Annotated in this window: 21 protein-coding genes and 1 tRNA gene; 10 read left to right on the forward strand and 12 right to left on the reverse strand. The window is 69.5% G+C overall.

What is annotated here, in order from left to right; translation table 11 throughout:
• The first annotated feature begins 6 nt into the window (after positions 1 to 6).
• The gene (locus tag ACQ5SP_RS07330; protein WP_430937695.1) at positions 7 to 285 is read left to right on the forward strand and encodes an acyl carrier protein; all 279 of its coding nucleotides are present in this window, start codon (positions 7 to 9) and stop codon (positions 283 to 285) included.
• Positions 282 to 1,490: a beta-ketoacyl-[acyl-carrier-protein] synthase family protein gene (locus ACQ5SP_RS07335; protein WP_430937696.1), complete on the forward strand. Its 1,209-nt coding sequence runs from the start codon at positions 282 to 284 to the stop codon at positions 1,488 to 1,490. Before ACQ5SP_RS07330 ends, ACQ5SP_RS07335 begins: the two co-directional genes overlap by 4 nt.
• Before the next feature lie 6 nt (positions 1,491 to 1,496).
• Here the strand turns inward: ACQ5SP_RS07335 and ACQ5SP_RS07340 are convergent, their stop codons facing one another.
• The 5 genes from ACQ5SP_RS07340 to ACQ5SP_RS07360 all read right to left on the reverse strand — a co-directional run bounded on the left by ACQ5SP_RS07340 (position 1,497) and on the right by ACQ5SP_RS07360 (position 6,440).
• Positions 1,497 to 2,063, reverse strand: coding sequence for an invasion associated locus B family protein (locus ACQ5SP_RS07340; protein WP_430937697.1), 567 nt, complete (start codon positions 2,061 to 2,063; stop codon positions 1,497 to 1,499).
• Positions 2,064 to 2,450: 387 nt separating this feature from the next.
• Positions 2,451 to 3,779 carry an HlyC/CorC family transporter gene (locus ACQ5SP_RS07345; protein ID WP_430937698.1) on the reverse strand — a complete coding sequence of 443 codons (1,329 nt, stop codon included), beginning with the start codon at positions 3,777 to 3,779 and terminating at the stop codon, positions 2,451 to 2,453.
• A gap of 83 nt (positions 3,780 to 3,862) precedes the next feature.
• Positions 3,863 to 4,786 (reverse strand): site-specific tyrosine recombinase XerD, encoded by a 924-nt coding sequence (locus tag ACQ5SP_RS07350; protein ID WP_430937699.1) that lies wholly within the window; start codon positions 4,784 to 4,786, stop codon positions 3,863 to 3,865.
• 3 nt (positions 4,787 to 4,789) lie between these two features.
• On the reverse strand, positions 4,790 to 6,316 hold the full coding sequence (locus ACQ5SP_RS07355; protein ID WP_430937700.1) for a hypothetical protein: 1,527 nt from the start codon (positions 6,314 to 6,316) through the stop codon (positions 4,790 to 4,792).
• Complete coding sequence (locus ACQ5SP_RS07360) at positions 6,306 to 6,440, reverse strand: hypothetical protein (RefSeq protein ID WP_430937701.1); 135 nt, start codon at positions 6,438 to 6,440, stop codon at positions 6,306 to 6,308. The genes ACQ5SP_RS07355 and ACQ5SP_RS07360 overlap by 11 nt, the downstream gene beginning before the upstream one ends.
• A 138-nt stretch (positions 6,441 to 6,578) precedes the next feature.
• Here ACQ5SP_RS07360 and ACQ5SP_RS07365 point away from each other — a divergent pair, with 138 nt between their 5' ends.
• Positions 6,579 to 7,139, forward strand: a complete 561-nt coding sequence (locus ACQ5SP_RS07365) for a shikimate kinase (RefSeq protein ID WP_430937702.1) — start codon at positions 6,579 to 6,581, stop codon at positions 7,137 to 7,139.
• Between the two features lies 1 nt (position 7,140).
• Positions 7,141 to 8,259: a 3-dehydroquinate synthase gene (gene aroB / locus ACQ5SP_RS07370; RefSeq protein WP_430937703.1), complete on the forward strand. Its 1,119-nt coding sequence runs from the start codon at positions 7,141 to 7,143 to the stop codon at positions 8,257 to 8,259.
• Here the strand turns inward: aroB and ACQ5SP_RS07375 are convergent.
• Complete coding sequence (locus tag ACQ5SP_RS07375) at positions 8,233 to 9,129, reverse strand: DMT family transporter (protein WP_430937704.1); 897 nt, start codon at positions 9,127 to 9,129, stop codon at positions 8,233 to 8,235. The genes aroB and ACQ5SP_RS07375 overlap by 27 nt on opposite strands.
• Before the next feature lie 193 nt (positions 9,130 to 9,322).
• Here ACQ5SP_RS07375 and zwf point away from each other — a divergent pair, with 193 nt between their 5' ends.
• The 3 genes from zwf to pgi are packed head-to-tail and all read left to right on the forward strand — an operon-like array spanning position 9,323 to position 13,078.
• Positions 9,323 to 10,777: a glucose-6-phosphate dehydrogenase gene (gene zwf / locus ACQ5SP_RS07380; protein ID WP_430937705.1), complete on the forward strand. Its 1,455-nt coding sequence runs from the start codon at positions 9,323 to 9,325 to the stop codon at positions 10,775 to 10,777.
• A 2-nt stretch (positions 10,778 to 10,779) separates the two neighbouring features.
• Positions 10,780 to 11,454 carry a 6-phosphogluconolactonase gene (pgl, locus tag ACQ5SP_RS07385; RefSeq protein ID WP_430937706.1) on the forward strand — a complete coding sequence of 225 codons (675 nt, stop codon included), beginning with the start codon at positions 10,780 to 10,782 and terminating at the stop codon, positions 11,452 to 11,454.
• Positions 11,455 to 11,458: 4 nt separating this feature from the next.
• The gene (gene pgi / locus ACQ5SP_RS07390) at positions 11,459 to 13,078 is read left to right on the forward strand and encodes a glucose-6-phosphate isomerase (RefSeq protein ID WP_430937707.1); all 1,620 of its coding nucleotides are present in this window, start codon (positions 11,459 to 11,461) and stop codon (positions 13,076 to 13,078) included.
• A gap of 4 nt (positions 13,079 to 13,082) precedes the next feature.
• Here pgi and ACQ5SP_RS07395 read toward each other — a convergent pair whose 3' ends face one another.
• The gene (locus tag ACQ5SP_RS07395) at positions 13,083 to 13,556 is read right to left on the reverse strand and encodes an acyl-CoA thioesterase (protein ID WP_430937708.1); all 474 of its coding nucleotides are present in this window, start codon (positions 13,554 to 13,556) and stop codon (positions 13,083 to 13,085) included.
• A gap of 116 nt (positions 13,557 to 13,672) precedes the next feature.
• Here ACQ5SP_RS07395 and ACQ5SP_RS07400 point away from each other — a divergent pair, with 116 nt between their 5' ends.
• On the forward strand, positions 13,673 to 14,428 hold the full coding sequence (locus ACQ5SP_RS07400; protein ID WP_430937709.1) for a PRC-barrel domain-containing protein: 756 nt from the start codon (positions 13,673 to 13,675) through the stop codon (positions 14,426 to 14,428).
• Positions 14,429 to 14,501: 73 nt separating this feature from the next.
• Here the strand turns inward: ACQ5SP_RS07400 and ACQ5SP_RS07405 are convergent.
• The 5 genes from ACQ5SP_RS07405 to ACQ5SP_RS07425 all read right to left on the reverse strand — a co-directional run bounded on the left by ACQ5SP_RS07405 (position 14,502) and on the right by ACQ5SP_RS07425 (position 19,057).
• Positions 14,502 to 14,575, reverse strand: a tRNA-Gly gene (locus ACQ5SP_RS07405).
• Between the two features lie 129 nt (positions 14,576 to 14,704).
• Entirely contained in the window at positions 14,705 to 16,756 is a 2,052-nt protein-coding gene (locus ACQ5SP_RS07410; protein WP_430937710.1) for an ASKHA domain-containing protein, read from the reverse strand.
• Between the two features lie 65 nt (positions 16,757 to 16,821).
• A complete protein-coding gene (locus ACQ5SP_RS07415; protein ID WP_430937711.1) occupies positions 16,822 to 17,793 on the reverse strand; it encodes a methyltetrahydrofolate cobalamin methyltransferase in 972 nt (323 codons plus the stop codon).
• 10 nt (positions 17,794 to 17,803) lie between these two features.
• Positions 17,804 to 18,736: a methylenetetrahydrofolate reductase gene (locus ACQ5SP_RS07420; protein ID WP_430937712.1), complete on the reverse strand. Its 933-nt coding sequence runs from the start codon at positions 18,734 to 18,736 to the stop codon at positions 17,804 to 17,806.
• Positions 18,737 to 18,748: 12 nt separating this feature from the next.
• Complete coding sequence (locus ACQ5SP_RS07425; RefSeq protein WP_430937713.1) at positions 18,749 to 19,057, reverse strand: virulence factor; 309 nt, start codon at positions 19,055 to 19,057, stop codon at positions 18,749 to 18,751.
• A 162-nt stretch (positions 19,058 to 19,219) separates the two neighbouring features.
• Here ACQ5SP_RS07425 and ACQ5SP_RS07430 point away from each other — a divergent pair, with 162 nt between their 5' ends.
• Positions 19,220 to 20,338 (forward strand): Ppx/GppA phosphatase family protein, encoded by a 1,119-nt coding sequence (locus ACQ5SP_RS07430; protein WP_430937714.1) that lies wholly within the window; start codon positions 19,220 to 19,222, stop codon positions 20,336 to 20,338.
• 2 nt (positions 20,339 to 20,340) lie between these two features.
• The gene (locus tag ACQ5SP_RS07435) at positions 20,341 to 21,075 is read left to right on the forward strand and encodes an RlmE family RNA methyltransferase (RefSeq protein ID WP_430937715.1); all 735 of its coding nucleotides are present in this window, start codon (positions 20,341 to 20,343) and stop codon (positions 21,073 to 21,075) included.
• The last annotated feature ends 71 nt before the right edge of the window (positions 21,076 to 21,146 follow it).

Consider the following 21,146-nt stretch of genomic DNA (forward strand, 5'->3'; position numbering starts at 1 on the left):
GTTGAGATGTCGTCAAGCGTCGCCGAAAAGGTCAGGGAAATCATCGCCGAGCAGGCCGTCCTCGATAAGGAAGACGTGAAGCCCGAGGCGACGCTCGAGGAGCTGGGCATCGACTCGCTCGGCCTGGTGGAGTCGATCTTCGCGATCGAGGAAGCTTTCGACATCCAGGTGCCCTTCAACGCCAACGATCCCTCGGAAAGCGATTTCGACATCTCGAACGTCGCCGCCATCATCGGCGCCGTCGAAAAGCTCGTGGCCGAGCAGGAGCGCGCGGCCGGCGGATGAAGCGGGTCGTTATCACGGGGCAGGGCACGATCAACGCCCTGGGCCATAGCGCCGCCGACACCTGTGCCGCCATGCGCGCCGGCACCCTTGGCATCGGCGAACTCGACATCCGCGACGTCGAGCGCCTCGCCATACGGATCGGGGGGCAGGTGCGGGGCTATGTTCCCGAGGACCATTTCAACCGCCAGCAAATCGCGCTCTACGACCGTTTCACGCAATTCGCGCTGCTGGCGGCGGACGAAGCGATCCGCCAGTCGGGCCTGCGCTTCGACGGTGACCTGGCGCTGCGCTCGGGCGTTGTGCTGGGCACCTCGGGCGGGGGCATGACCACGCTCGACGAGAATTACCGCTCGGTCTACGAGGAGGGCAAGAACCGCGTCCATCCCTTCGTGGTGCCGAAACTGATGAACAACGCGGCCGCCAGCCATATCTCGATGACCCATAACCTGATGGGGCCGAGCTTCACGGTGGCGACCGCCTGCGCCTCGTCGAACCACGCGATGGGCCAGGCCTTCCAGATGGTACGGACCGGGGCGAGCCCGGTGATGATCACCGGCGGGACCGAGTCCATGCTGTGCTTCGGCGGGGTGAAGGCCTGGGAAGGTCTGCGCGTGATGTCGCGCGACGCCTGCCGTCCCTTCAGTGCCAACCGCAACGGCATGGTCCAGGGCGAGGGCGCGGCGGTCTTCGTCTTCGAGGAATACGAACACGCGAAGAAACGCGGCGCCGACATCCTGGCGGAGGTGGTGGGCTTCGCCATGACCTCGGACGCGTCCGACATCGTGATGCCCTCCAAGCAGGGCGCGGCGCGCGCCATGCGGGGGGCGTTGGCCGATGCCGCGCTGTCGCCCGAGGATATCGGCTACATCAACGCCCACGGGACGGGCACCGCGGCCAACGACAAGACCGAATGCGCCGCGGTGGCCGAGGTGTTCGGCGCCCATGCCGACCGGCTGATGATCTCGTCGACCAAGTCGATGCATGGCCACCTGATCGGCGGCACCGGCGCGGTGGAACTGCTGGCCTGCATCATGGCGCTGCGGGACGGGGTGATCGCGCCCACGATCGGCTACGAGGAATCCGACCCGGAATGCACGCTGGACGTGGTTCCGAACACCGCGCGCGAGGCGACGGTGACGGCGGTGCTGTCCAACGCCTTCGCTTTCGGCGGCCTGAACGCCGTGCTGGCGCTCAGGTCCGTCTGAGGGGGATCAGCGGGAAATATCGTCGAAGGCCGCGGTGAATCCGGAGAGCGACACCTCGAGCCGCACGGGCTGGTCCGGCGCCTGGAACGAGGCGATGGCCATGTCGGCCTTCACGCCGCGCTTGAGCGCGTCGAGCTCGGCCGCGGTGAAGCCGATCCGGGCGAAGCAGCCCTGCTGGACGCACCAGGAAAACGGGTAGCGCTTGGGCTGGTTCTCGTCGATGGAAAGCGAGAGCTGCGCCGTCAGCAGCGTGCCGAGCGGCGTCACGATGGTCGCGCCCGCAGCGGCCTGGCGCCCCGGCGGCACGTCGAAGATCGAGACCTCGGCCACGGGGTTGCCCTCGGGATCCGCGACGACCTGGTTCATCTGGCAGGGATCGTTTTCCCCGTCGGTGCGGACGCAGCGCACCTCCCAGTCGCCATGGGTGGCGGCGACATAGGTTTCGCCGGGTTGCGAGCCCTGTTCCGATCCGAGGGAGAGGTCGCCGTCGGCGGTGCCGGTGTCCTGGGCCGGCGCGGCGGAGGCGAGCGTCATCGCGAGAAACGCGGCGAGGGGCGCGGCTGATCTGAACATCACTGATCCGTTGCTTGTCGTGTCACATCCCCCTGTGTCCTAGCATGGCCGGGCGGGGGTGTCAGGAGGAATTCGCCGCATCGGCCCGAACGCGCCGACCGGCCGCACACAAAGAAAAAAGGGTCCCGAAGGGCCCTTTTTCCATTGTGCTTTCTCCCTGCCGGACTGGCCGACATCGTCATTGATGGGAACGCTACGGCAGTTGGTCGCAGGGGTCAACAGCCGAATTTTGCCATGCGTCACCCGCAGGCCACGAAAAAAAAGCCGCGCCCGAGGGCGCGGCCAGTCGACAGGGAGGAAGTAACGGCCCGGGCACCGGGAGGACCCCGGACCGTCCTGCAGACTGCCACGGCGTCGTTAAAATTCCCTTTTCGGGGACGGGGCCGCTCAGAGCCGCCCGATCTTGAGCTTGGTGATCCGGTTGTCCTTGCGCGACAGCACCTCGAAGCGGAACCCGTGGAAGCTGAAGACCTGGCCCGTGCTCGGGATCATCTGCGCCTCGTGGATCACCAGCCCCGCGATGGTGTTGGCCTCCTCGTCGGGCAGGTTCCAGTCGGTCGCCCGGTTCAGGTCGCGGATCGTCATGCCGCCCTCGACGATGCACTGGCCGTCCTCGGTCTCGCGCAGGGGATGCTCGGCATCGACGTCGAACTCGTCGGTGATCTCGCCGACGATCTCCTCGAGGATGTCCTCAAGCGTGATCAGCCCGCGCAGGGCGCCGTATTCGTCCACGACCAGGGCGAAATGCGTCTTGCGGCGCAGGAACTCGCGCATCTGGTCGTCGAGCGTCGTGGTCTCGGGCACGAAATAGGGCTCCATCGCCACGTCGAGCACGCGGAAATTCTGCAGCTTCGTCTCGCTGGCCTCGGGGCCGCGCATCAACTTGTCGACCGCCCGCAGCAGATCCTTGGCATGAACCACGCCGACGATATTCTCGGGCTGATCCTTGAAGACCGGCAGCCGGGTATGGGGCGAGTCGAGGCATTGCGAGAGGATCTGCTCGGAATCGGCATCCGCGTCGATCATCTCGATCGACGAGCGGTGCAGCATGATCTCCTCCACGGTGCGGTCGGACAGGTCCAGCGCGCCGAGCAGGCGGTCGCGGTCCTCCTTTTCCATCACGCCCTCGGAGTGGCCGAGCGCGATGGCCCCGGCGATTTCCTCGCGCGCCGAAAGCACGAGGCTGTCGGGGTCGGTCTGCACCCCGAACAGCCGCAGAAGCTGGCGTACGAACCAGCGCACCGCGGTCACCACGGGCGAGAAGAGCAGGATGACCACCTGGATCACCGGCGAGACCTTGGCCGCCGCGGTTTCGGCGTTGGTGATGGCATAGGTCTTGGGCAGCACCTCGGCGAAGACGAGCACGAGCAGCGTCATCACCAGCGTGGCGAGCGCCACGCCCGAATCCCCGAAGAGCCGGGTGAACAGGCTGGTCGCCAGCGAGGCGGCCAGGATGTTGACGAGGTTGTTGCCGAGCAGAACCGCCCCGATCAGCCGTTCGCTGTCCTGGGTGATGACCAGCGCCTTGAGCGCGCCGGCCGAGCCGCGGTCGGCCTGCGCGCGCAGCTTGCCGCGGCTGGCCGCCGTCAGGGCTGTTTCCGAGCCCGAGAAGAACCCCGAGAGCAGCAACAGGCAGAGAATTGCGCCGGCGGTGCCGAACAGGGCGATATCGAAGGCGGTGGCGGTCGTGGACACGGCGTCTGGCGTGGGATCCATGGCTTGGCTGTTATGAGGGACGTTCAGACCCTTATGGGGGCGAAGGGGCGGCGCTTCAAGGGCTGGCGGTTCCGGGTCGCCGGCTAGTCGCCGGCCGAGAGCGGGTGCTTTTCCAGCACCAGCGCCTTCAGCCGCTCGTCCAGCACATGCGTGTAGATCTCCGTGGTCGAAACATCGGCATGGCCGAGCATGGTCTGGATCGCCCGCAGATCCGCACCGCCGGCCAGCAGATGGGTCGCGAAGGCGTGGCGCAGCGTGTGCGGGGTCACCTTGGCGGGGCTGACCCCGGCGGCGACCGCGATTTCCTTGATGAGGCCATGAAAGCGATGCCGCGTCAGATGCCCGGCCTTGCCGCTGGACGGGAAGAGAAAGCGCGACGCCGGCCGGCCGTTGGCCCGCGCGGCATCCTCGGCGGCGTCGCGGGTTTCGAGCCAGGCCGCGAGCGCCGCGCGGGCAGGATCGGAAAGCGGGACCATCCGCTCGCGCCCGCCCTTGCCGCGCACCAGCAGCATCCGCGGATCGCCCCGCGCCGCGCTCACCGGCAGCGAGACCAGCTCGGAGACGCGCATCCCGGTGGCATAGAGCAGCTCCACCAGGCAGGTGTTTCGCAGGCGGTCGGGCGGCGTCCGGCCGGTGTCGCGCGCGGCCGCCAGCAGCCGGTCGACCTCGGCCTCGCCGAGCGTCTTGGGCAGGCGCCGTGCCTTGCCGGGCCCCTTGATCTGGATCGCCGGGTTGTCGCCGCGCCAGCCCTCGTCATAGGCGAAGCGGTAAAGCTGGCGGATCGCCGACAGGCGCCGCGCCCGCGTCGATCGGGCCATGCCGAGCGTCTCGAGCTCGATCAGGTAGGATTCGACGGCGTCACGGTCGGCCGTGGCCAGATCCCGCCCCGCCGCCGCGAGCCAGTCGCGGAAATGGCCCAGGTCGCGGGCATAGGCCAGGATCGTGTTGTCCGCGGCATCAAGCTCGGCGCGTTGTGCCTCGAGGAAAGTGCCGATCCAGTCCGCCACCCGTCACCCCCGCCGGTCGAGAAGCATGAGCTGCAGCGCGGTGCGCCGCGCCAGGTCCTCGAGCCCCACCTGCCGGAAGAGCGCGAGCGTCGCCTGGATGTCGCGCGGGTCGGCATGGGCGCCATCCTCCACGCGCAGCATGGCGCGCAACACGGCCTCGCCCAGACGGCCTTCCTGCAGCAGGCCCTTGAGGATCCCCGACGGAAGCGGGCGGGTGAAGCCGTCGGCGATGGCCGTGCCCAGCCGCCCCGTCGGCGTCACGCCGGAGAGCGCGCCGCGCGCGATCCCGCGCAGGAACGCCTCTTCGGGACCGCCGCCGTCATGGGCCGCCGCTGCGCGTTCGTACCCGTCCGAGAGCAGCGCGACCCGGAAGGCCATGTCGCCCGTGGACCCGTCGAGGCGCATGCGCTCGAGCCGTTCGCCGTACATGCGCGCGAAGGGCACCTCGAGTCCGACCGCCTGCATGGCGGCCAGGGCCTCGGGCAGGTGGCGGGCGACCGCCGCCCGGTCGAAGGCCAGCAGCGCCACGTCGAGCGCCTGAACCGCCGCGACCCGGTCCCAGATTCCCCCCGAGGCCGCCGGGCGCCGCTCGGTGTAGAGGGCGAAGAGCTGGCTGGGCGGAATCGCCTGGCTGCGTGCCAGCCGTTCGGCCGCTTCGAGCTGCGTCTTCCACCCGGCGACGGGGGACAGGTCCGCCTGGGCGAAGGCCAGCGGCAGCGGGCCCGGCGGGCGCGGCAGGGCGATGGCCTCGCGGATGCGGAAGACCAGCGGCGTCATGCGCTCGGGCGATGGCGGGGCGGGCATCCCCTCGAACAGATCCGGGTCGAGAAAGCGCGCCAGGAGCGCGGCCTCGCCTTCCGATATCCGGCCGAGCGTCTCGCCGGTCTCGAGCGTCAATACCGCGGCGTTCCAGTCGCCGCCGCGCGCCAGGCAGAAGACCCGCGCCGGCAGGGTCGGGGCGATGTCCGGGGTGGCGCGCATCGTGGCGCAGGCCCGTTCTTCGTGCCCTGTCAGCAGGCTGACGTCGAACCATCGGCGAAAGAACTCGGGCTCGGTCGGCCCGGCGCGTTCCAGCAGCGCCTGCGCCTGGTCGAGCGCGCCAAGGTCCAGCAGCTTGTCGAGCCGCGCCAGCAGGAGCCGGGCCTCCTCGCCGGCGCCGGCGGGCGGGTCGGCCTCGGCCAGCATCAGGCGATAGAGCATGTCGAGAATCGCCGGCAGCGCGTCCGGGCGCTGGCGCGCGATCAGGCTCTCGAGGGTGGCGCTTTCGGACGCGGACCAGAGCCCGGCGGGCAGCCCCGTCACCGTGGGTGGCAACAGGCCGACCGCGTCCTTGCGCACGGCGCCGAGCGGCGTGGTGGTCACTTCCTCGACGGCGGCGGAATCGGCCACGTCCGGCGGCGCGGGGGCGATCACCGGGCGCGCGCGCACCGTGTCCGACAGCCAGTCGATCGCCGAGAGCGGCGCGTCCTGCGCCGCGGCGGGCGCCGCGCCAGCCAGCGCCAGCCCGGCGATGACACCCCTAATCCACATCGAGCGTCACCGGCTCGTTCACCTCCTGGCGGTCGGGGGCCATGTCGCCGAGATACGCGAATCCCACGAGCGCCACGAACCCTATGACGATCAGGAAGAAAACCAGTTTCAGAACCCGCCCCATCACTGCCTCTTTTATCGTTGTGTGTGCCGCCGGCCCGGTGATTGGTCCGAAACGGTGGCCATTGCGCTCGTCAGTATATATGCCATTTTTTGCGGCTCCATGCCAACGGGCCGTAATCGGAAGAGGATAAGCAGGACCATGCCGAGACACGCCCGCCAACTGACCCGGACCGTCGCGCTGGTGGGCATGATGGGGTCCGGCAAGACCGCCGTGGGGACGGCGGTGGCGCGCGCGCTTGGCGTGGCGTTCAAGGATTCCGACCACGAGATCGAGCGCGCCGCGAACATGAGCGTGGCCGAGATCTTCGAGCGCTACGGCGAGCCGTTTTTCCGGGAAAAGGAAACGCAGGTTCTGACGCGGCTGCTGGACGGCCCGCCCGCGATCCTGTCGACCGGCGGCGGCGCCTTCCTGTCCGAGACGAACCGGAGGCTGATCGGCGAAAAGGGCGTGGCGCTCTGGCTCAAGGCGGATCTCGATCTGCTCTGGTCGCGGGTGCGCCACAAGACCACGCGGCCCCTGCTGCGCGTGCCCGATCCCTATGCTAAGCTGAAATCGCTGCTCGAAGCGCGTGCGCCCTTCTACGCCGAGGCCGGGATCGTGGTCGAGGCCGAACGCGGGCTGTCGGTGCAGCAGATGGCCGAAAAGGTCGTCGCGGCGCTGGCCGCCGATCCGGCCGGACTTCTGGAAGAGAAAGAGTGACATGACCATCGAGACCGTTCATGTGCCGCTTGGCGACCGGGCCTATGACGTGCGGATCGGGCCGGGCCTGCTGGCGCGCGCCGGGGCCGAGATTGCGCCGCTTCTGCAAGGGCAGAAGGCCGCCATCCTGACCGACGAGACCGTGGCCGAGATCCATCTCGCGACGTTCGAGCAGGGGCTCGGCGCGGCCGGGATCGATTCCGTGTCGCTGGCGCTGCCCCCCGGCGAGGCCACCAAGTCCTGGGACTGGCTGCGCCGCGCGGTCGACTGGCTGCTGGAAAAGCAGATCGAGCGGGGCGATCTGGTGATCGCGCTCGGCGGGGGCGTGATCGGCGATCTGGCGGGCTTCGCCGCGGCGGTCACTCGGCGCGGGGTGCGGTTCGTGCAGGTGCCGACCTCGTTGCTGGCGCAGGTCGACAGCTCGGTCGGGGGCAAGACGGGGATCAATTCCGAGCACGGCAAGAACCTCGTGGGCGCCTTCCACCAGCCGGCGCTGGTGCTGGCGGATACCGGTGTTCTCGATACCCTGACCGATCGCGATTTTCGCGCGGGATACGGGGAGGTCGTGAAGTACGGGCTTCTCGGCGACGCGTCCTTCTTTGCCTGGCTTGAGGAAAACGGCCCCGCGCTGGCCCGCGGCGACGCGGTTGCGCGGGCGCATGCGGTGCGGCGGTCGGTCGAGATGAAGGCCGATATCGTGGTGCGCGACGAGACCGAGCAGGGCGACCGCGCATTGCTGAACCTGGGCCATACCTTCGGCCATGCGCTGGAAGCCGCGACCGGCTATTCCGACCGGCTGCTGCATGGCGAGGCGGTGGCGGTCGGCTGCGCGCTGGCCTTCGAGTTCTCGGCGCGGCTCGGGCTCTGCGCGCAGGAGGCGCCGAGCCGCGTGCGGGCGCATCTTGGCCAGATGGGCATGCTCACCGACATCGCCGATATCCCGGGCGAGCTGCCCGATACCGCCGGGCTGATCCAGCTCATGATGCAGGACAAGAAGGTGCGGGGCGGGCGTCTGCGCTTCGTGCTGGCCCGCGACATCGGCGCGGCCTTCGTGGCAGAGGAGGTCGATGGCGACGTGCTGCAGGAGATGCTGTCAGAGGCGCTGTCGGCGCGGCGCTAGCGCCCCCGAGGCCAGCGCCACCCCCAGCGAGACCACCGCCAGCCCGGCAAGTTTCACCGCGCCGACGGGCTCGTCCAGGATCGCCCAGGCCCCCAGCGCGGCGAGCCCGGGCACCAGCGCGGCGAAGGGCGCGACCGTGCCGGGGCCGAGCCGGGTGATCGCGACGAAGAAGCTGAGCGTGGCGAGAAACCCGGAAAAGAGCCCCTGCAAGGTGCCGTGCAGGGCCAGCGGGCCCCAGCCCCCGCGCAGGAAATCCACGCCGGTGATCAGCGCCAGCGGCAGGAAGGCGAGCGACGTCCAGAAGCACATGATGGCCGCGCTGTCGGTCGCGCCCAGCCCCGAGCGGCGATAGGCCAGCGTGTAGACCGCCCAGGAAAACGATGCCCCGAGAAACAGCAGGTGGCCCCGCCAGGCGCCGCCGCCGCGGGCGAGCGCCTCCCAGCCGCCGACAGCCATCGCCCCGGCCAGGATCAGCCCGAGCCCGGCAAGGCGGCGGCCCGTGATCCGGTCCCCGTCGATCAGCCGCGCGAGGCCCGCGACGAAAACCGGCAGCATCGCGGGGGTGAAGATCACGCTGTCGGCCACCGGCGCGAAGCGCAGCCCGGATGTCAGCAGCAGCACGAACAGGACACCGCCGAAGCCCGCGATCAGCCCCACGTCGCGCCAGCGCGCCCCGCCGGGCCGGAGCCCGCGCCGCCAGAGCAGCGGCGCGAAGAGCACCGCACCCGGCAAGAAGCGCATCAGCCCCAGCTCGACGGGTGTGAAGCTGGTCGTGACGGCGGCGCGCGCGGCGACGAGATAGCTGGCCCAGACCGCGATGGTAAAGGCCAGCGCCGCCCATCCGGCACGCGGATCGGCGCTCAGGCGCATGGGAAAGGCGGCACAGCGACACGCATGGCTCAGGGCTACCCGAGACGGGCTGGAAACGGAAGCGGCCTGGCGCGACCCCGTCGCGGCGGTTGTGGGACCGGGGGGCGGGGGCCTATGCTGGGCGCGGACTGGACATGGCGCGGGAACGGCGGTAGGGATGCGCTTGTTAGCGCTAACACAAGCGGAGTGCAGGATGGTCTCGCGAGTCATTCCCGTCGATCCCTTCGACCTCGTCATCTTCGGGGGCACCGGGGACCTGGCCCGGCGGAAGATCCTGCCCGGCCTCTACCGGCGCTTCTGGGACGGCCAGATGCCCAGGGACGCGCATGTGATCGGCGCGGCGCGGACCGCGCAGGACGACGCTGGCTATCGCCAGTTCGTCCGCGAGGCGATCGAGACCTTCGTCGCGCCCGACAAGCGCGACGCCGAGACGATCGAGGCCTTCCTGGCCATGGTGCGCTACGTGGCGGTCGACGCGACCGGCACCGAGGGATGGGACACGCTCGCCGCGATGGTGCGGCCCGACACCATCCATGCCTTCTACTTCTCCGTCAGCCCGTCGCTGTTCGGGGGCATCGCCGAGCGGCTTCACGGCCACGGAATCGCGACGCCCGACGCGCGGATCGTGGTCGAGAAGCCCTTTGGCCACGACCTCGCCTCGGCGCGCGAACTCAACGCGACGCTGGCGCATTCCTTCGACGAGCACCAGATCTACCGGATCGACCACTATCTCGGGAAGGAGACGGTCCAGAACCTCATGGCGGTCCGCTTCGCCAACGTGCTCTTCGAGCCGCTCTGGAACGCGCAGTATGTCGACCATGTCCAGATCACCGTGGCCGAGACCGTCGGCGTCGAGGGACGGGGCGCCTATTACGACAAGTCCGGCGCGATGCGGGACATGGTGCAGAATCACCTGATGCAACTGCTTTGCCTGATCGCGATGGAACCGCCGAGCCGCTTCGAACCCGACGCGGTGCGCGACGAGAAGCTCAAGGTCATCCGCGCGCTCGACCCGGTGGCGCCGGGCGACATCGTGCGCGGCCAGTATCGCGGCCGCGACGACGAGCCCGGCTACCTGGAGGCGGCGGAAAACCCCGACAGCACCACCGAGAGCTTCGTCGCGATGAAGGTGCATGTCTCGAACTGGCGATGGGCCGGCACACCCTTCTACATGCGGACGGGCAAGCGCCTGCGCGCGCGGGTCTCGGAAATCGCGGTGGTCTTCAAGGACCCGCCTCATTCGATCTTCGGCGAGGATGGCAAGCGGCGCGGCAACGTGCTTGCGATCCGTCTGCAGCCGGACGAGGGCATGACCATGCGTGTGACCATCAAGGAGCCGGGGCCGGGTGGCATGCGCCTGGTCGAGGTGCCGCTGGACATGAGCTTCGCCGAGGCGCTCGGCGAGCATGCCGCCGACATGCCGGATGCCTATGAACGCCTGATCATGGACGTGATCCGGGGCAACCAGACGCTGTTCATGCGCGGCGACGAGGTCGAGGCCGCCTGGGCCTGGACGGATCCCGTGATCGCCGGCTGGGAGTCGCGCGGGGATCGCCCCTTGCCGTATGATCCCGGGGGCGCCGGGCCCGAGGACGCGCTGATGCTGTTGCACCGCGACGGGCGCCGCTGGCGCGAGATCGAGGGCTAGAGATGGAACTGATCGAATATCCCGACCGCGAGATGATGATGGTCGACGTGGCCCAGCGTATCGCGGGCGACCTGAACAGCGCGCTGATGAGCCGGGGCCAGGCCACGCTGGCGGTGCCCGGCGGCACCACGCCGGGACCGGTCTTCGACGTGCTGTCGGCGGCCGATCTGGACTGGGCCGGTGTTTCGGTTCTGCTGACCGACGAACGCTGGGTGCCCGAGGATTCGCCGCGCTCCAACACGCGGCTGCTGCGCGAGCGCCTGCTGACGGGCCGGGCCGCCGCCGCGCGTCTCGTGCCGCTCTATGCGCAGGCCGAGACGCCGGAAGAGCGGCTGGCGGAGCTGTCCGCCGGGGTGGCGGCGGCGTTGCCGCTGTCGGTCTGCCTGCTCGGCATGGGCGCGGACATGCACACCGCCTCGCTCTTTCCGGGCGCAGACCGGCTGGAGGAGGCGCTCGCGCCGGAGGCGCCGCCGCTCCTGGCGATGCGGGCGCCCGGCGCGACGGAGCCGCGGATCACGCTGACCGCGCCCGTGCTGAAGGGCGCGATGCATGTCCACCTGCTGATCGCGGGCGCCGAGAAACGCGCGGCGCTCGAGAGGGCGGCGCAGGCCGGGCCGGTGGCCGAGGCCCCGATCCGCTGCGTTCTGCCGGATGCGACCGTTCATTACGCGGAGTAGTGCCATGACCGCCTGGAAGACGCTTCACACGCTCAGGGACAGGGCGGCCGGGCGCAGTATCCTGTCGCTGTTCGACGCCGATCCGGCCCGCGCCACGGGGTTCGCGGCCGAGGCCGACGGGCTGCTCTTCGACTATTCCAAGACCGCCATCGACGCCGAGACCCGCGCGGCGCTGCTGCAGCTGGCCGAGGAGGCGGACGTCGCCGGGCGGCGCGCGGCGATGTTCGCGGGCGCGCGGATCAACGAAACGGAGGGGCGCGCGGTGCTCCACACCGCGCTGCGCAACCCCGACGCCGCGATCACGGTGGACGGCGCGGACGTCATGCCGGAGCTGCGCGAGACGCTCGGGCGGATGACCGCCTTCGCCGAGGGCGTGCGCGCGGGCCATATCGCGCCGCCGGGCGGCGGGCGCTTCAGCCACGTGGTGAATATCGGGATCGGCGGGTCGGACCTGGGGCCGGCGATGGCCACGCGGGCGCTGGCGCCCTATTGCGACGGGCCGGAGGTGCATTTCGTCTCCAACGTGGACGGGGCGCATATCCACGACGTGCTGGACCGGGTGCAGCTGACCGCGACGCTGTTCATCGTGGCGTCCAAGACCTTCACCACCATTGAGACGATGACCAACGCGGAGACGGCGCGCGAACGTCTCGCGGCCCGGGTCGGGGCGGACAAGGCGCCCGGTCATTTCGTGGCGCTGTCCAGCGCGCCGGACCGCACCGCCGCCTTCGGCATTCCGCCCGAGCGCGTGTTCGGGTTCGCCGACTGGGTCGGGGGGCGCTACTCGGTCTGGGGGCCGATCGGGCTGAGCCTGATGCTGGCGGTGGGCCCCGAGAATTTCCGCGCCTTCCTCGACGGCGGACGCGCCATGGACCGGCATTTCCAGGAGGCCCCGCCGTCCGGAAACCTGCCGATGCTGCTGGCCCTGACCGGCATCTGGCACAACCAGCTCTGCGGTCACGCGACCCGCGCGGTGCTGCCCTACGAACAACGGCTGGAACTGCTGCCGGCCTATCTCCAGCAGCTCGAGATGGAGAGCAACGGCAAGTCCGTGGCGATGGACGGTGCGGCGCTCGATCGCCAGTCGGGGCCGATCGTCTGGGGCGCGCCGGGCACGAACGGGCAGCATGCCTTCTACCAGCTCATTCACCAGGGCACGCGCGTCGTGCCGTGCGAATTCATGGCCGGCGCCGCGGGCCACGAGCCCGACCTGGCCGGCCATCACCAGCTGCTGCTGGCAAATTGCCTGGCCCAGTCGGAGGCGCTGATGCGCGGGCGGTCGCTCGACGCGGCGCGCGCGTTGATGGAAAGCGCGGGATATGCCGGCGCGGAGCTGGAGCGCCAGGCGCGCCACCGGGTTTTCCCGGGCAACCGGCCCTCCACCACGTTGCTCTACCCGATGCTGACGCCCTATGTGCTGGGCCAGATCATCGCGCTCTACGAGCATCGCGTCTTCGTCGAGGGGGTGATCCTGGGGATCAACAGCTTCGACCAGTGGGGCGTCGAACTCGGCAAGGAGCTTGCCAAGAGCCTTGCGCCGGTCGTCGCCGGCACCGAGACGGCCGAGGGGCGCGACGGCTCCACGCGGAACCTTCTCGCCTACCTCGCGCGGCACCGCGGCTGAGCGGTCACTCCTGCACGGCGCCGTCCCGCGCGGCCAGTGTCTGCCGGATCGCGTCGGGGATCTCGCGGCGCGTGCGCAGGTCGTCCTCGAGCATCACGATCACGGCGTGCCCGCTCGCGGCCATCCGCCCGCCCGAGAAGACACCGTAAGCCATCTGGAAACTGCTGCGCCGCATGCGCGTGCTGCGGGCCGTGACGATATACTCGTCGTCGAGATGCAGCGGCGCATGGAACTCGGCGCCCGTGGCACGCAGCACCATCTTGGGATCTTCGGCACGGTAGTGCGAGATCCCGTAGTCCCGCACATAGGCGACACGGACGGTTTCGAACCAGGTCAGGTAGACCGCGTTGTTGACGTGGTCGAGCACGTCGAGTTCGCGAAACCGGACGCGGTCGGCCATGCCGTAGCGCCAGTCGGCCGGCACGCCATGGGCGGCGAGCGTTTCCGGGGGCAGGGGGGTGCGGTAAGCCAGCGTCATCCCGGCTCCACTACCCCGTGGCCCGCGCGCATGCAATCCGGAACCCGGCCGGGCCCGGCGCGTTTCCCTGCCGAGGCCTCGCATGGAACGAAACGATGCTTTGAGGAGGACGGATCATGAAAACGCTGACGACGACCGCGCTGGCCTGTGCGCTGACCCTTCCGGGCGTCGCGGCGGCGCAGACGCAGGTCGACAAGGGAGAGATCATCCCGATGGCGGGATGGACTTATGAAAACATCTATGCCGGCGGCGGCTGGAGCGTCGACCGCCTGATCGGCACCAGGGTCCGCAGCGCCGGTGGCGAAGACCTGGGCGAGGTCGAGGACGTGATCTTCGGCCCCGATGCGCGAGTGATCTCGATCATCGCGGAAATCGGCGGTGTCTGGGATCTCGGCGACCATCACGTAGGCGTGCCCTGGGACGAGGTGACCGTCGATCATGCCGAGGACGTGGTGACGGTGCCGATCACCGAGGACACGGTTTCCGACTACGATGCCTTCGAGGTGTCGGGCCTGCCGGGCAGCCGCCTCGGCGACGCGATCCAGCCCGGCCTCGACGACGCGGAGATCGAGGGCCGTGCCTGGCGGGCCACGGAACTCGTCGGCGACTACGCGCGGCTGCGCGGCACGGACGGCGTACCGCTCGACTACGGCTATGTCAGCGACATGCTGATCCGTGACGGCCGGATCGCGGCCACGGTGGTCGACGTGAGCGGCGGTTTCGGAACCGGCAACTACGCCTATCCCCATTACGGGTACTACAAGTACGGCTGGGCGCCGGGAGACCAGTATTACGACCTGCCCTATGGCCCGGGCGAGGTGCACGAGATCGATCCGTTCAACTACGACCAGATGCGGGACGGATCGTCCTGATCCCCTCGCGGAGCGAACGGAACGGCCTTCACCTGCCGGGTGGAGGCCGTTTTCTTCTGCGCGTCGGGAAGGCTGGAGCGGGTGAAGGGAATCGAACCCTCGTCGTCAGCTTGGGAAGCTGCTGCTCTACCATTGAGCTACACCCGCTCGGGTGGAAAAGAGCTAGGCGAAGCCGTGGCAGAGGTCAAGACGGGAATACGCGCCGCGCGCCAGCCGGGACGCGGCGCGGCCCGGCGGGGCGGTGTCCGGCGGCCGGGGGTCGACCCAAGGGCGGCGTCAGGCGCGCCGCCGGCGGCGCCGGCGCCCGCCCTCGGCGCCGTCATCCCCCGCGCCGGTGTTGAAGCCGACACGCGGCAGGGGCACCGCCGCCGAGAGATGCGGGAAGGGGGCGGTGGCGTGCGGGATCGCGTTGGCGGCGACGAAGTGTTCCTGGAAGCGGGGCTCGACGGCGGTCTCCACCTTGTGGATCCGGCGCACGATCTGTTCGATCTCGGCCCGTGCGGTGACGTTGCAGAGCGCGATGCGCGCGCCGGTCCCGGCGGCGTTCCCGGCGGAGCTGACCTTGTCGAGCGGGGCATCGGGGATCATGCCGAGAACCATGGCGTGTTTCGGGCTGATATGCGCGCCGAAGGCGCCGGCCAGAACCACGCGGTCGACCGCGTCGACCCCAAGCTCGTCCATCAGCAGCCGCGCGCCCGCATAAAGCGCGGATTTCGCCAGCTGGATCGCGCGGATGTCGCCCTGCGTGACCGAGATCAACGGCCCGCCCTCGGCGCGGCCGTCATGCAGCACATAGGCATGGGTGCGCCCGTCGGCGACGCACCGATCGGTGCCGGTCTGCGCCGCCGAGCCGATCAGGCCCGAGGGGTCGAGCAGCCCGGCCATCCGCATCTCGGCCACGGCCTCGATGATTCCCGAGCCGCAGATGCCGGTGATCCCGGTCGCGGCGGTGGCCTCCGGGAAGGCCGGGTCGTCGGACCAGAGATCCGAGCCGATCACCTTGAACCGCGGCGTTTTCGTCGCCGGGTCGATCTCGACCCGCTCGATCGCCCCGGGCGCGGCACGCTGCCCGGCACTGATCTGCGCGCCCTCGAAGGCCGGGCCCGTGGGCGACGAGCAGGCCAGGACCCGCTCGCGGTTGCCGAGCAGGATCTCGGCATTCGTGCCCACGTCGACGATCAGCACCAGATCCTCGGATTTGTGCGGCTCTTCCGAGAGCGCCACGGCGGCGGCATCGGCGCCCACATGACCGGCGATGCAGGGCAGCACGAAGACCCGCGCCGCGTCGTTCATGGCGGTGAGGTCCATCTCGCGCGCGTTCAGCGTCAGCGAATCCGCCGTGGCCAGCGCGAAGGGCGCCTGGCCCAGCTCCACCGGGTCGATTCCAAGCAGCAGGTGATGCATCACCGGGTTGCAGACGAAAGTCGCCTCCATGATCAGCGCGGGGGCGATCCCGGCTTCCTCGGCGATCTCGACCGTCAGCCGGTTGATCGCGTCGCGGACGGCTGTCGTCATTTCCCGATCGCCGCCGGGGTTCATCATGGCGTAGCTGACCCGGCTCATCAGGTCCTCGCCGAACCGGATCTGCGGGTTCATCACGCCCGCCGAGGCCAGCACGCGGCCGTCCGCGAGATCGCAGAGATGGGCCGCGACGGTGGTGGAGCCCAGGTCTATGGCGAGCCCGTAGATGCCGCCCTCGTGGAAGCCGGGCCAGATTTCCATTATGCGGGGGCGATGGTCATGGGTGCCGCGATGGACGGCCACGGTGACCTTCCAGCCTCCCTTGCGGAGCACCGGCTGCACTTCGCGGAGGATGTGCAGGTCGGCGGTCACGTCGGCGAGGCCCCACTGGTCATGCAGCGCCCGCGCCAGCCGTTCCAGGTCGCCCGAGGGCTCGTGCATGTCCGGCTCTTCGACCTCGACGTAGTAGAGCTTGGTGGCCGGGTCCATGACGATGTCGCGGGCGGTCGCGGCCTTGCGCACCACCTGCTTGTGGACCTGGCTCTCGGGGGGCACGTCGATCACGACGTCCTTGACGATCTGGGCCTGGCAGCCGAGCCGGCGGCCCTCCTTCAGGCCACGCTTGCTGTCGTAGCGCTCCTCGACCGTGTTCCAGGGCGAGAGCGCGTCCCCGGCCACGGTGACGCCGTGCTTGGAGAATTCGCCATAGGCCGGGGCGACCTGGCATTTGGAGCAGATCCCGCGCCCGCCGCAGACCGAGTCGAGATCGACGCCGAGCTGGCGCGCGGCGGCCAGAACCGTCGTGCCCGGTGCCACGCGGCCGCGCTTGCCGGACGGGGTGAAGACGACGAGGGGATCCTGTGCCATGTGTGTCCTTGGTCGCTGGCCGTGGCCGCCCCGGCGAATGGCCCGCCGGGGCTGGCCCTGTCGCGTCAGGCGCTGCGCCGGCGTCCGCCGCGCCGCCCGCCACGCTGGCCGGCAGCGGCGGCGGCGCTTTCCCGCGAGGCCTCGGCGAAGTCCTTGCCTTCCTTCACCTGGTCGAGAACGCGCGAGAACTTGATCCACGCGCCCCCGTTGGGATCATTGGCCATCAGGAAGTTGGCCGCGCGGATCGCCTCCATCTCGACGGGGCGGACCGGGTTCATGATCGCGCTGGTCATGCCCGCGCCGATCGCCATCGGCAGGAAGGCCGCGTTGATCCCGTGCCGGTTGGGCAGACCGAAGGAGATGTTGGACGCGCCGCAGGTGGTGTTGACGCCCAACTCCTCGCGCAGGCGGCGGACCAGGGTGAAGACCTGCCGCCCCGCCGTCGCCATCGCGCCGACCGGCATCACCAGCGGATCGACGACGATGTCATGGGCCGGGATGCCGAAATCGGCGGCGCGTTCCACGATCTTCTTGGCCACGGCGAAGCGCACGTCCGGATCTTCCGAGATCCCGGTGTCGTCGTTCGAGATCGCCACCACGGGCACGTCGTATTTCTTGACGAGCGGCAGGATCGCCTCGAGCCGCTCCTCCTCGCCGGTCACCGAGTTCAGGAGCGGCCGGCCATGGGCCGCCGCCAGCCCCGCCTCGAGCGCCGCCGGCACCGAGCTGTCGATGCAGAGCGGGATGTCCACCAGCCCCTGCACCAGCTCGATCATCTTGGTCATGAGCGGCGGCTCGGTCTCGTTCGGGTTGGGGTTGGAGTTGTAGACCACGCCCGCGTTCACATCGAGCACCATCGCCCCGCAGGCGGCCTGTTCCAGCGCGTCCTTCTCGACGGTGGAGAAATCGCCGGCCTCCAGCTCGGCGGCCAGCTTCTTGCGGCCGGTCGGGTTGATGCGTTCACCGATCACGCAGAACGGCTCGTCAAAGCCGATGGTGACGGATTTGGTCTTCGATTCGACGACGGTGCGGGTCATGTCCCTGTCCTTATGTCTTGGCGTCGGCCGGCACGGCGGCGGTGCCGCCATGCTCGATCGCCCAGGTCGCGTTGGCCTTGATCCCGCCAAGCGGGAAGAAGTGCACATTGGTGATGTTGAAGTCCGGGTTGGCGGCCTTGTGCGCGGCCAGCGCGCCCACGAACTCGTCCGGCTCGAACGGCATCAGCAGCTTGGTGACGTCCTTGGCGCGGCGCTGCAGCACGCGCAGCGACGCGCCCACCCCGCAGGCGATCGAGAACTTGATCAGCGTCTGCAACTTGGCCGGGCCGGCCACGCCGATATGGATCGGCAGGGTGATCCCGGCCGCGCGCAGCCGGTCGGCCCAGGCGATCACCGGCCCGGACTCGAAGGCGAACTGGGTCACGATGGCCATCTCGGCGGCGGTGTGGGCGCTGAAGGCCTGCTTCCAGCGCAGCGCCTCGTCCACGACGCGGTTGCCGCCCTCGGGGTCGATGTCCCGGTTGCCCTCGGGGTGGCCGGCGACGTGCAGCCTCTCGAAGCCGGCGGCATCGAAGAGCCCGGTTTCAAGGAGTTGCATTGAGGAGTGAAAGTCGCCATGCGGGCTTGAAACACCCCCGGCGAGCACCAGCGCCTGGCGGACGTCGGCCTCGCCCTGGTAGCGCGCGATCCAGTCCCCGAGCGTGGCCTTGTCCTTGATGATGCGGGCCGGGAAATGCGGCATCACCGTGTAGCCCTCGGCGTTCAGCCGGCGGGCGGTGGCGACCATGTCGTCGATCGGCGTGCCCTCGATATGGGCGATGTAGACGCGGGTGCCGGCCGGCAGAAGGGCGCGGAAATCCTCGACCTTCTCGGCGGTCCGGGGCATCACCTCGATCGAGTAGTCCTGCAGGAACGCCTCGACCTCGGGCTTGACCGGGGGCGGGGCCGTCTCGGACCTGGAGCGGAAATTCAGCAGCGCCATGGCGCGTCTCCTTCAGTTCTGGGCCTCGGCCCACCCGTCATTGGTGATCAGTGCCTTCACTCGTTCGCTGTCGTACTCGGCCTCGATCCGCGCGGCTTCGGTTTTTGCGACCTCCTGTGGGTCACCCTCGACAGAGTAGGGCGGCGCCTTGCGCCATTCCTCCAGATAGGCATCCGCGTCCCGCGCGCCTACCTTCATCGCGCATCTGTCAATGGCCTGCTCGAAGCGTTCGGGCAGCGGATGCTTGGCGCCGCGACGGCCCTTGCCGACGATGACCTGGGCCGGGATGTCGCGCCAGTAGACGATGGTGACGTCGGGCATATCCGATTCCTCGTTGCGTTTCGGTGTCTTCTAGGAGCCTCCGCGCCGGGTGCCGCGACGGATTTCGACAATGCGGCCCTTGGAAACGACAAGCCGACGGCGCTTGAACAGGACGCACGCAAAGAGTAACTTCAAGGCAACACGAATTGGAGGCACCATGACATGGCGCCTAAGCGCCCCGCACATGCGGGCGCGTTCCCGAAACCGGTAGAGCGCCCCGCGCCCGACAGGCCGGATCCGGCGGAGCTATATGCCGCGCTGGATCTCGGCACCAACAGCTGCCGCATGCTCATCGCTCAGCCGAAGGGCAGCCAGTTCCACGTGGTCGACAGCTTTTCCAAATCGGTGCAGCTGGGCCACGGGCTGGAGGCGCATGGCCGGCTCTCGCGCGCGTCGATCGGGCGGGCGGTGGGAGCATTGCGCATCTGTCAGCGCAAGCTGCGGAAACACGACGTGCGCCGCATGCGGCTCGTCGCGACCGAGGCGTGCCGGCGCGCGCGCAACGGCCGCGATTTCCTGAACCTGGTAAAGCGCGAGACCGGTCTCGAGCTGCAGGTCATCGAGGCCGAGGAAGAGGCGCGGCTTGCCGTGGTCAGCTGCGCGCCGCTGGTGTCAACCCGCACCGAGCAGTTGCTGGTAGTCGATATCGGCGGCGGGTCGACCGAACTGGTCTGGATCGATCTCTCGGCGGTTGCCCCGCTGGACCGACAGCGCGCGCTGATGCGGCTGCATACCGGGTTCGACCGCACCGACTCGCCCTTCCCGGCGGCCAAGGTGGTGGACTGGATCTCGGTCCCGCTCGGGGTGGCGACGCTCAAGGATCAGTTCGACGACGTCGAGGACGACGCGGCGCGTTTCGCGCTGATGTCCTGCTATTTCGAGGAAAAGCTGGCGGCCTTCTCGCCCTATCACGATGCCGCCGACCAGGCGCGTGATGGCTTCCAGATCATCGGCACCAGCGGCACCGTGACCACCGTGGCGGCGAGTCACCTGGGGCTGAAACGCTATGACCGGAACAAGGTGGACGGGCTGCGCATGACTTCCGACCAGATCGACGCGGTAATCCGCGATTACCTCGCGCTCGGCCCGGTGGGCCGGCGGCTCGACCCGCGGATCGGGCGCGACCGCCATTCGCTGATCATGTCGGGCGCGGCGATCCTGCAGGCGCTGCTGCGTGCCTGGCCGACGGACCGGCTGTCGGTGGCCGACCGCGGGCTTCGCGAGGGCCTGCTCTATGCCCAGATGAACGCCGACGGCGTTCTGGAAAGCGGGGCGTTCTGAACATGGCGCGATCCGGCAAGACCTCGGGGCGCGGGCAGCGCGAATTGCGCGTGCGGGTGAAGACGGCCCGCGGGCGTAAATCCTCGTCCACGCGCTGGCTGGAACGGCAGCTGAACGATCCTTACGTCCAGCGCGCCCGGAAAGAGGGCTATCGCGGCCGTGCCGCCTACAAGATCCTCGAGCTGGACGACAAGTATCGCTTCCTCGTGCCCGGCGCGCGGGTCGTCGACCTGGGCTGCGCGCCCGGCGGCTGGAGCCAGGTCGCCGTCCGGAGCGTGAACGCGCTCGGCGAGAAGACGGGCAAGGCGGTCGGCCGCGTCATCGGCATCGACCTGCAGGAGGTCGAGCCGATCCCGGGGGCCGAGCTTCACGTGCTCGATTTCCTCGAGGACGGCGCCGACGAGAAGGTCAAGGCCTGGCTGGGCGGCCCCGCGGACGTGGTGATGTCGGACATGGCCGCGGCGTCCTCCGGCCACAAGCAGACCGATCATCTGCGCATCGTGGCGCTGTGCGAGGCGGCCGCGGCATTCGCCTTCGACGTGCTCGAAGAGGGTGGCACCTTCGTCGCGAAGGTGCTCGCGGGGGGCGCCGAGTCGGAGTTGCAGGCGCTTCTGAAAAAGCGCTTCGCCAAGGTCGCCAACGTCAAGCCGCCGGCCAGCCGGCAGGATTCCTCTGAGAAATTCGTGGTCGCGACCGGGTATCGCGGCCCGGCGGACACGGCGCCCGACGACGACTGACGGGCGGTGCGACGCTGCGGCGCCTCCCGTTCCGCGGCAGGGCGGGTCAGGATCGCGGCGCACGCAGACGA

The sequence above is a fragment of the Rhodovulum sp. YNF3179 genome (genome assembly GCF_050586465.1).
GTDB lineage: Bacteria > Pseudomonadota > Alphaproteobacteria > Rhodobacterales > Rhodobacteraceae > CAJXYS01.

Excerpts from the sequence above, each read along its gene's own strand:
- ACQ5SP_RS07345 (WP_430937698.1), bottom strand. The coding sequence starts at position 3,779 with ATGGATCCCACGCCAGACGCCGTGTCCACGACCGCCACCGCCTTCGAT.
- ACQ5SP_RS07425 (WP_430937713.1), bottom strand. The coding sequence starts at position 19,057 with ATGCCCGACGTCACCATCGTCTACTGGCGCGACATCCCGGCCCAGGTC.
- ACQ5SP_RS07330 (WP_430937695.1), top strand. The coding sequence starts at position 7 with ATGTCGTCAAGCGTCGCCGAAAAGGTCAGGGAAATCATCGCCGAGCAG.
- pgi (WP_430937707.1), top strand. The coding sequence starts at position 11,459 with ATGACCGCCTGGAAGACGCTTCACACGCTCAGGGACAGGGCGGCCGGG.
- pgl (WP_430937706.1), top strand. The coding sequence starts at position 10,780 with ATGGAACTGATCGAATATCCCGACCGCGAGATGATGATGGTCGACGTG.
- ACQ5SP_RS07420 (WP_430937712.1), bottom strand. The coding sequence starts at position 18,736 with ATGGCGCTGCTGAATTTCCGCTCCAGGTCCGAGACGGCCCCGCCCCCG.
- ACQ5SP_RS07415 (WP_430937711.1), bottom strand. The coding sequence starts at position 17,793 with ATGACCCGCACCGTCGTCGAATCGAAGACCAAATCCGTCACCATCGGC.
- ACQ5SP_RS07340 (WP_430937697.1), bottom strand. The coding sequence starts at position 2,063 with ATGTTCAGATCAGCCGCGCCCCTCGCCGCGTTTCTCGCGATGACGCTC.
- ACQ5SP_RS07410 (WP_430937710.1), bottom strand. The coding sequence starts at position 16,756 with ATGGCACAGGATCCCCTCGTCGTCTTCACCCCGTCCGGCAAGCGCGGC.
- ACQ5SP_RS07360 (WP_430937701.1), bottom strand. The coding sequence starts at position 6,440 with ATGGGGCGGGTTCTGAAACTGGTTTTCTTCCTGATCGTCATAGGGTTC.
- ACQ5SP_RS07430 (WP_430937714.1), top strand. The coding sequence starts at position 19,220 with ATGGCGCCTAAGCGCCCCGCACATGCGGGCGCGTTCCCGAAACCGGTA.
- ACQ5SP_RS07335 (WP_430937696.1), top strand. The coding sequence starts at position 282 with ATGAAGCGGGTCGTTATCACGGGGCAGGGCACGATCAACGCCCTGGGC.
- aroB (WP_430937703.1), top strand. The coding sequence starts at position 7,141 with ATGACCATCGAGACCGTTCATGTGCCGCTTGGCGACCGGGCCTATGAC.
- ACQ5SP_RS07395 (WP_430937708.1), bottom strand. The coding sequence starts at position 13,556 with ATGACGCTGGCTTACCGCACCCCCCTGCCCCCGGAAACGCTCGCCGCC.
- ACQ5SP_RS07355 (WP_430937700.1), bottom strand. The coding sequence starts at position 6,316 with ATGTGGATTAGGGGTGTCATCGCCGGGCTGGCGCTGGCTGGCGCGGCG.
- zwf (WP_430937705.1), top strand. The coding sequence starts at position 9,323 with ATGGTCTCGCGAGTCATTCCCGTCGATCCCTTCGACCTCGTCATCTTC.
- ACQ5SP_RS07365 (WP_430937702.1), top strand. The coding sequence starts at position 6,579 with ATGCCGAGACACGCCCGCCAACTGACCCGGACCGTCGCGCTGGTGGGC.
- ACQ5SP_RS07400 (WP_430937709.1), top strand. The coding sequence starts at position 13,673 with ATGAAAACGCTGACGACGACCGCGCTGGCCTGTGCGCTGACCCTTCCG.
- ACQ5SP_RS07375 (WP_430937704.1), bottom strand. The coding sequence starts at position 9,129 with ATGCGCCTGAGCGCCGATCCGCGTGCCGGATGGGCGGCGCTGGCCTTT.
- ACQ5SP_RS07435 (WP_430937715.1), top strand. The coding sequence starts at position 20,341 with ATGGCGCGATCCGGCAAGACCTCGGGGCGCGGGCAGCGCGAATTGCGC.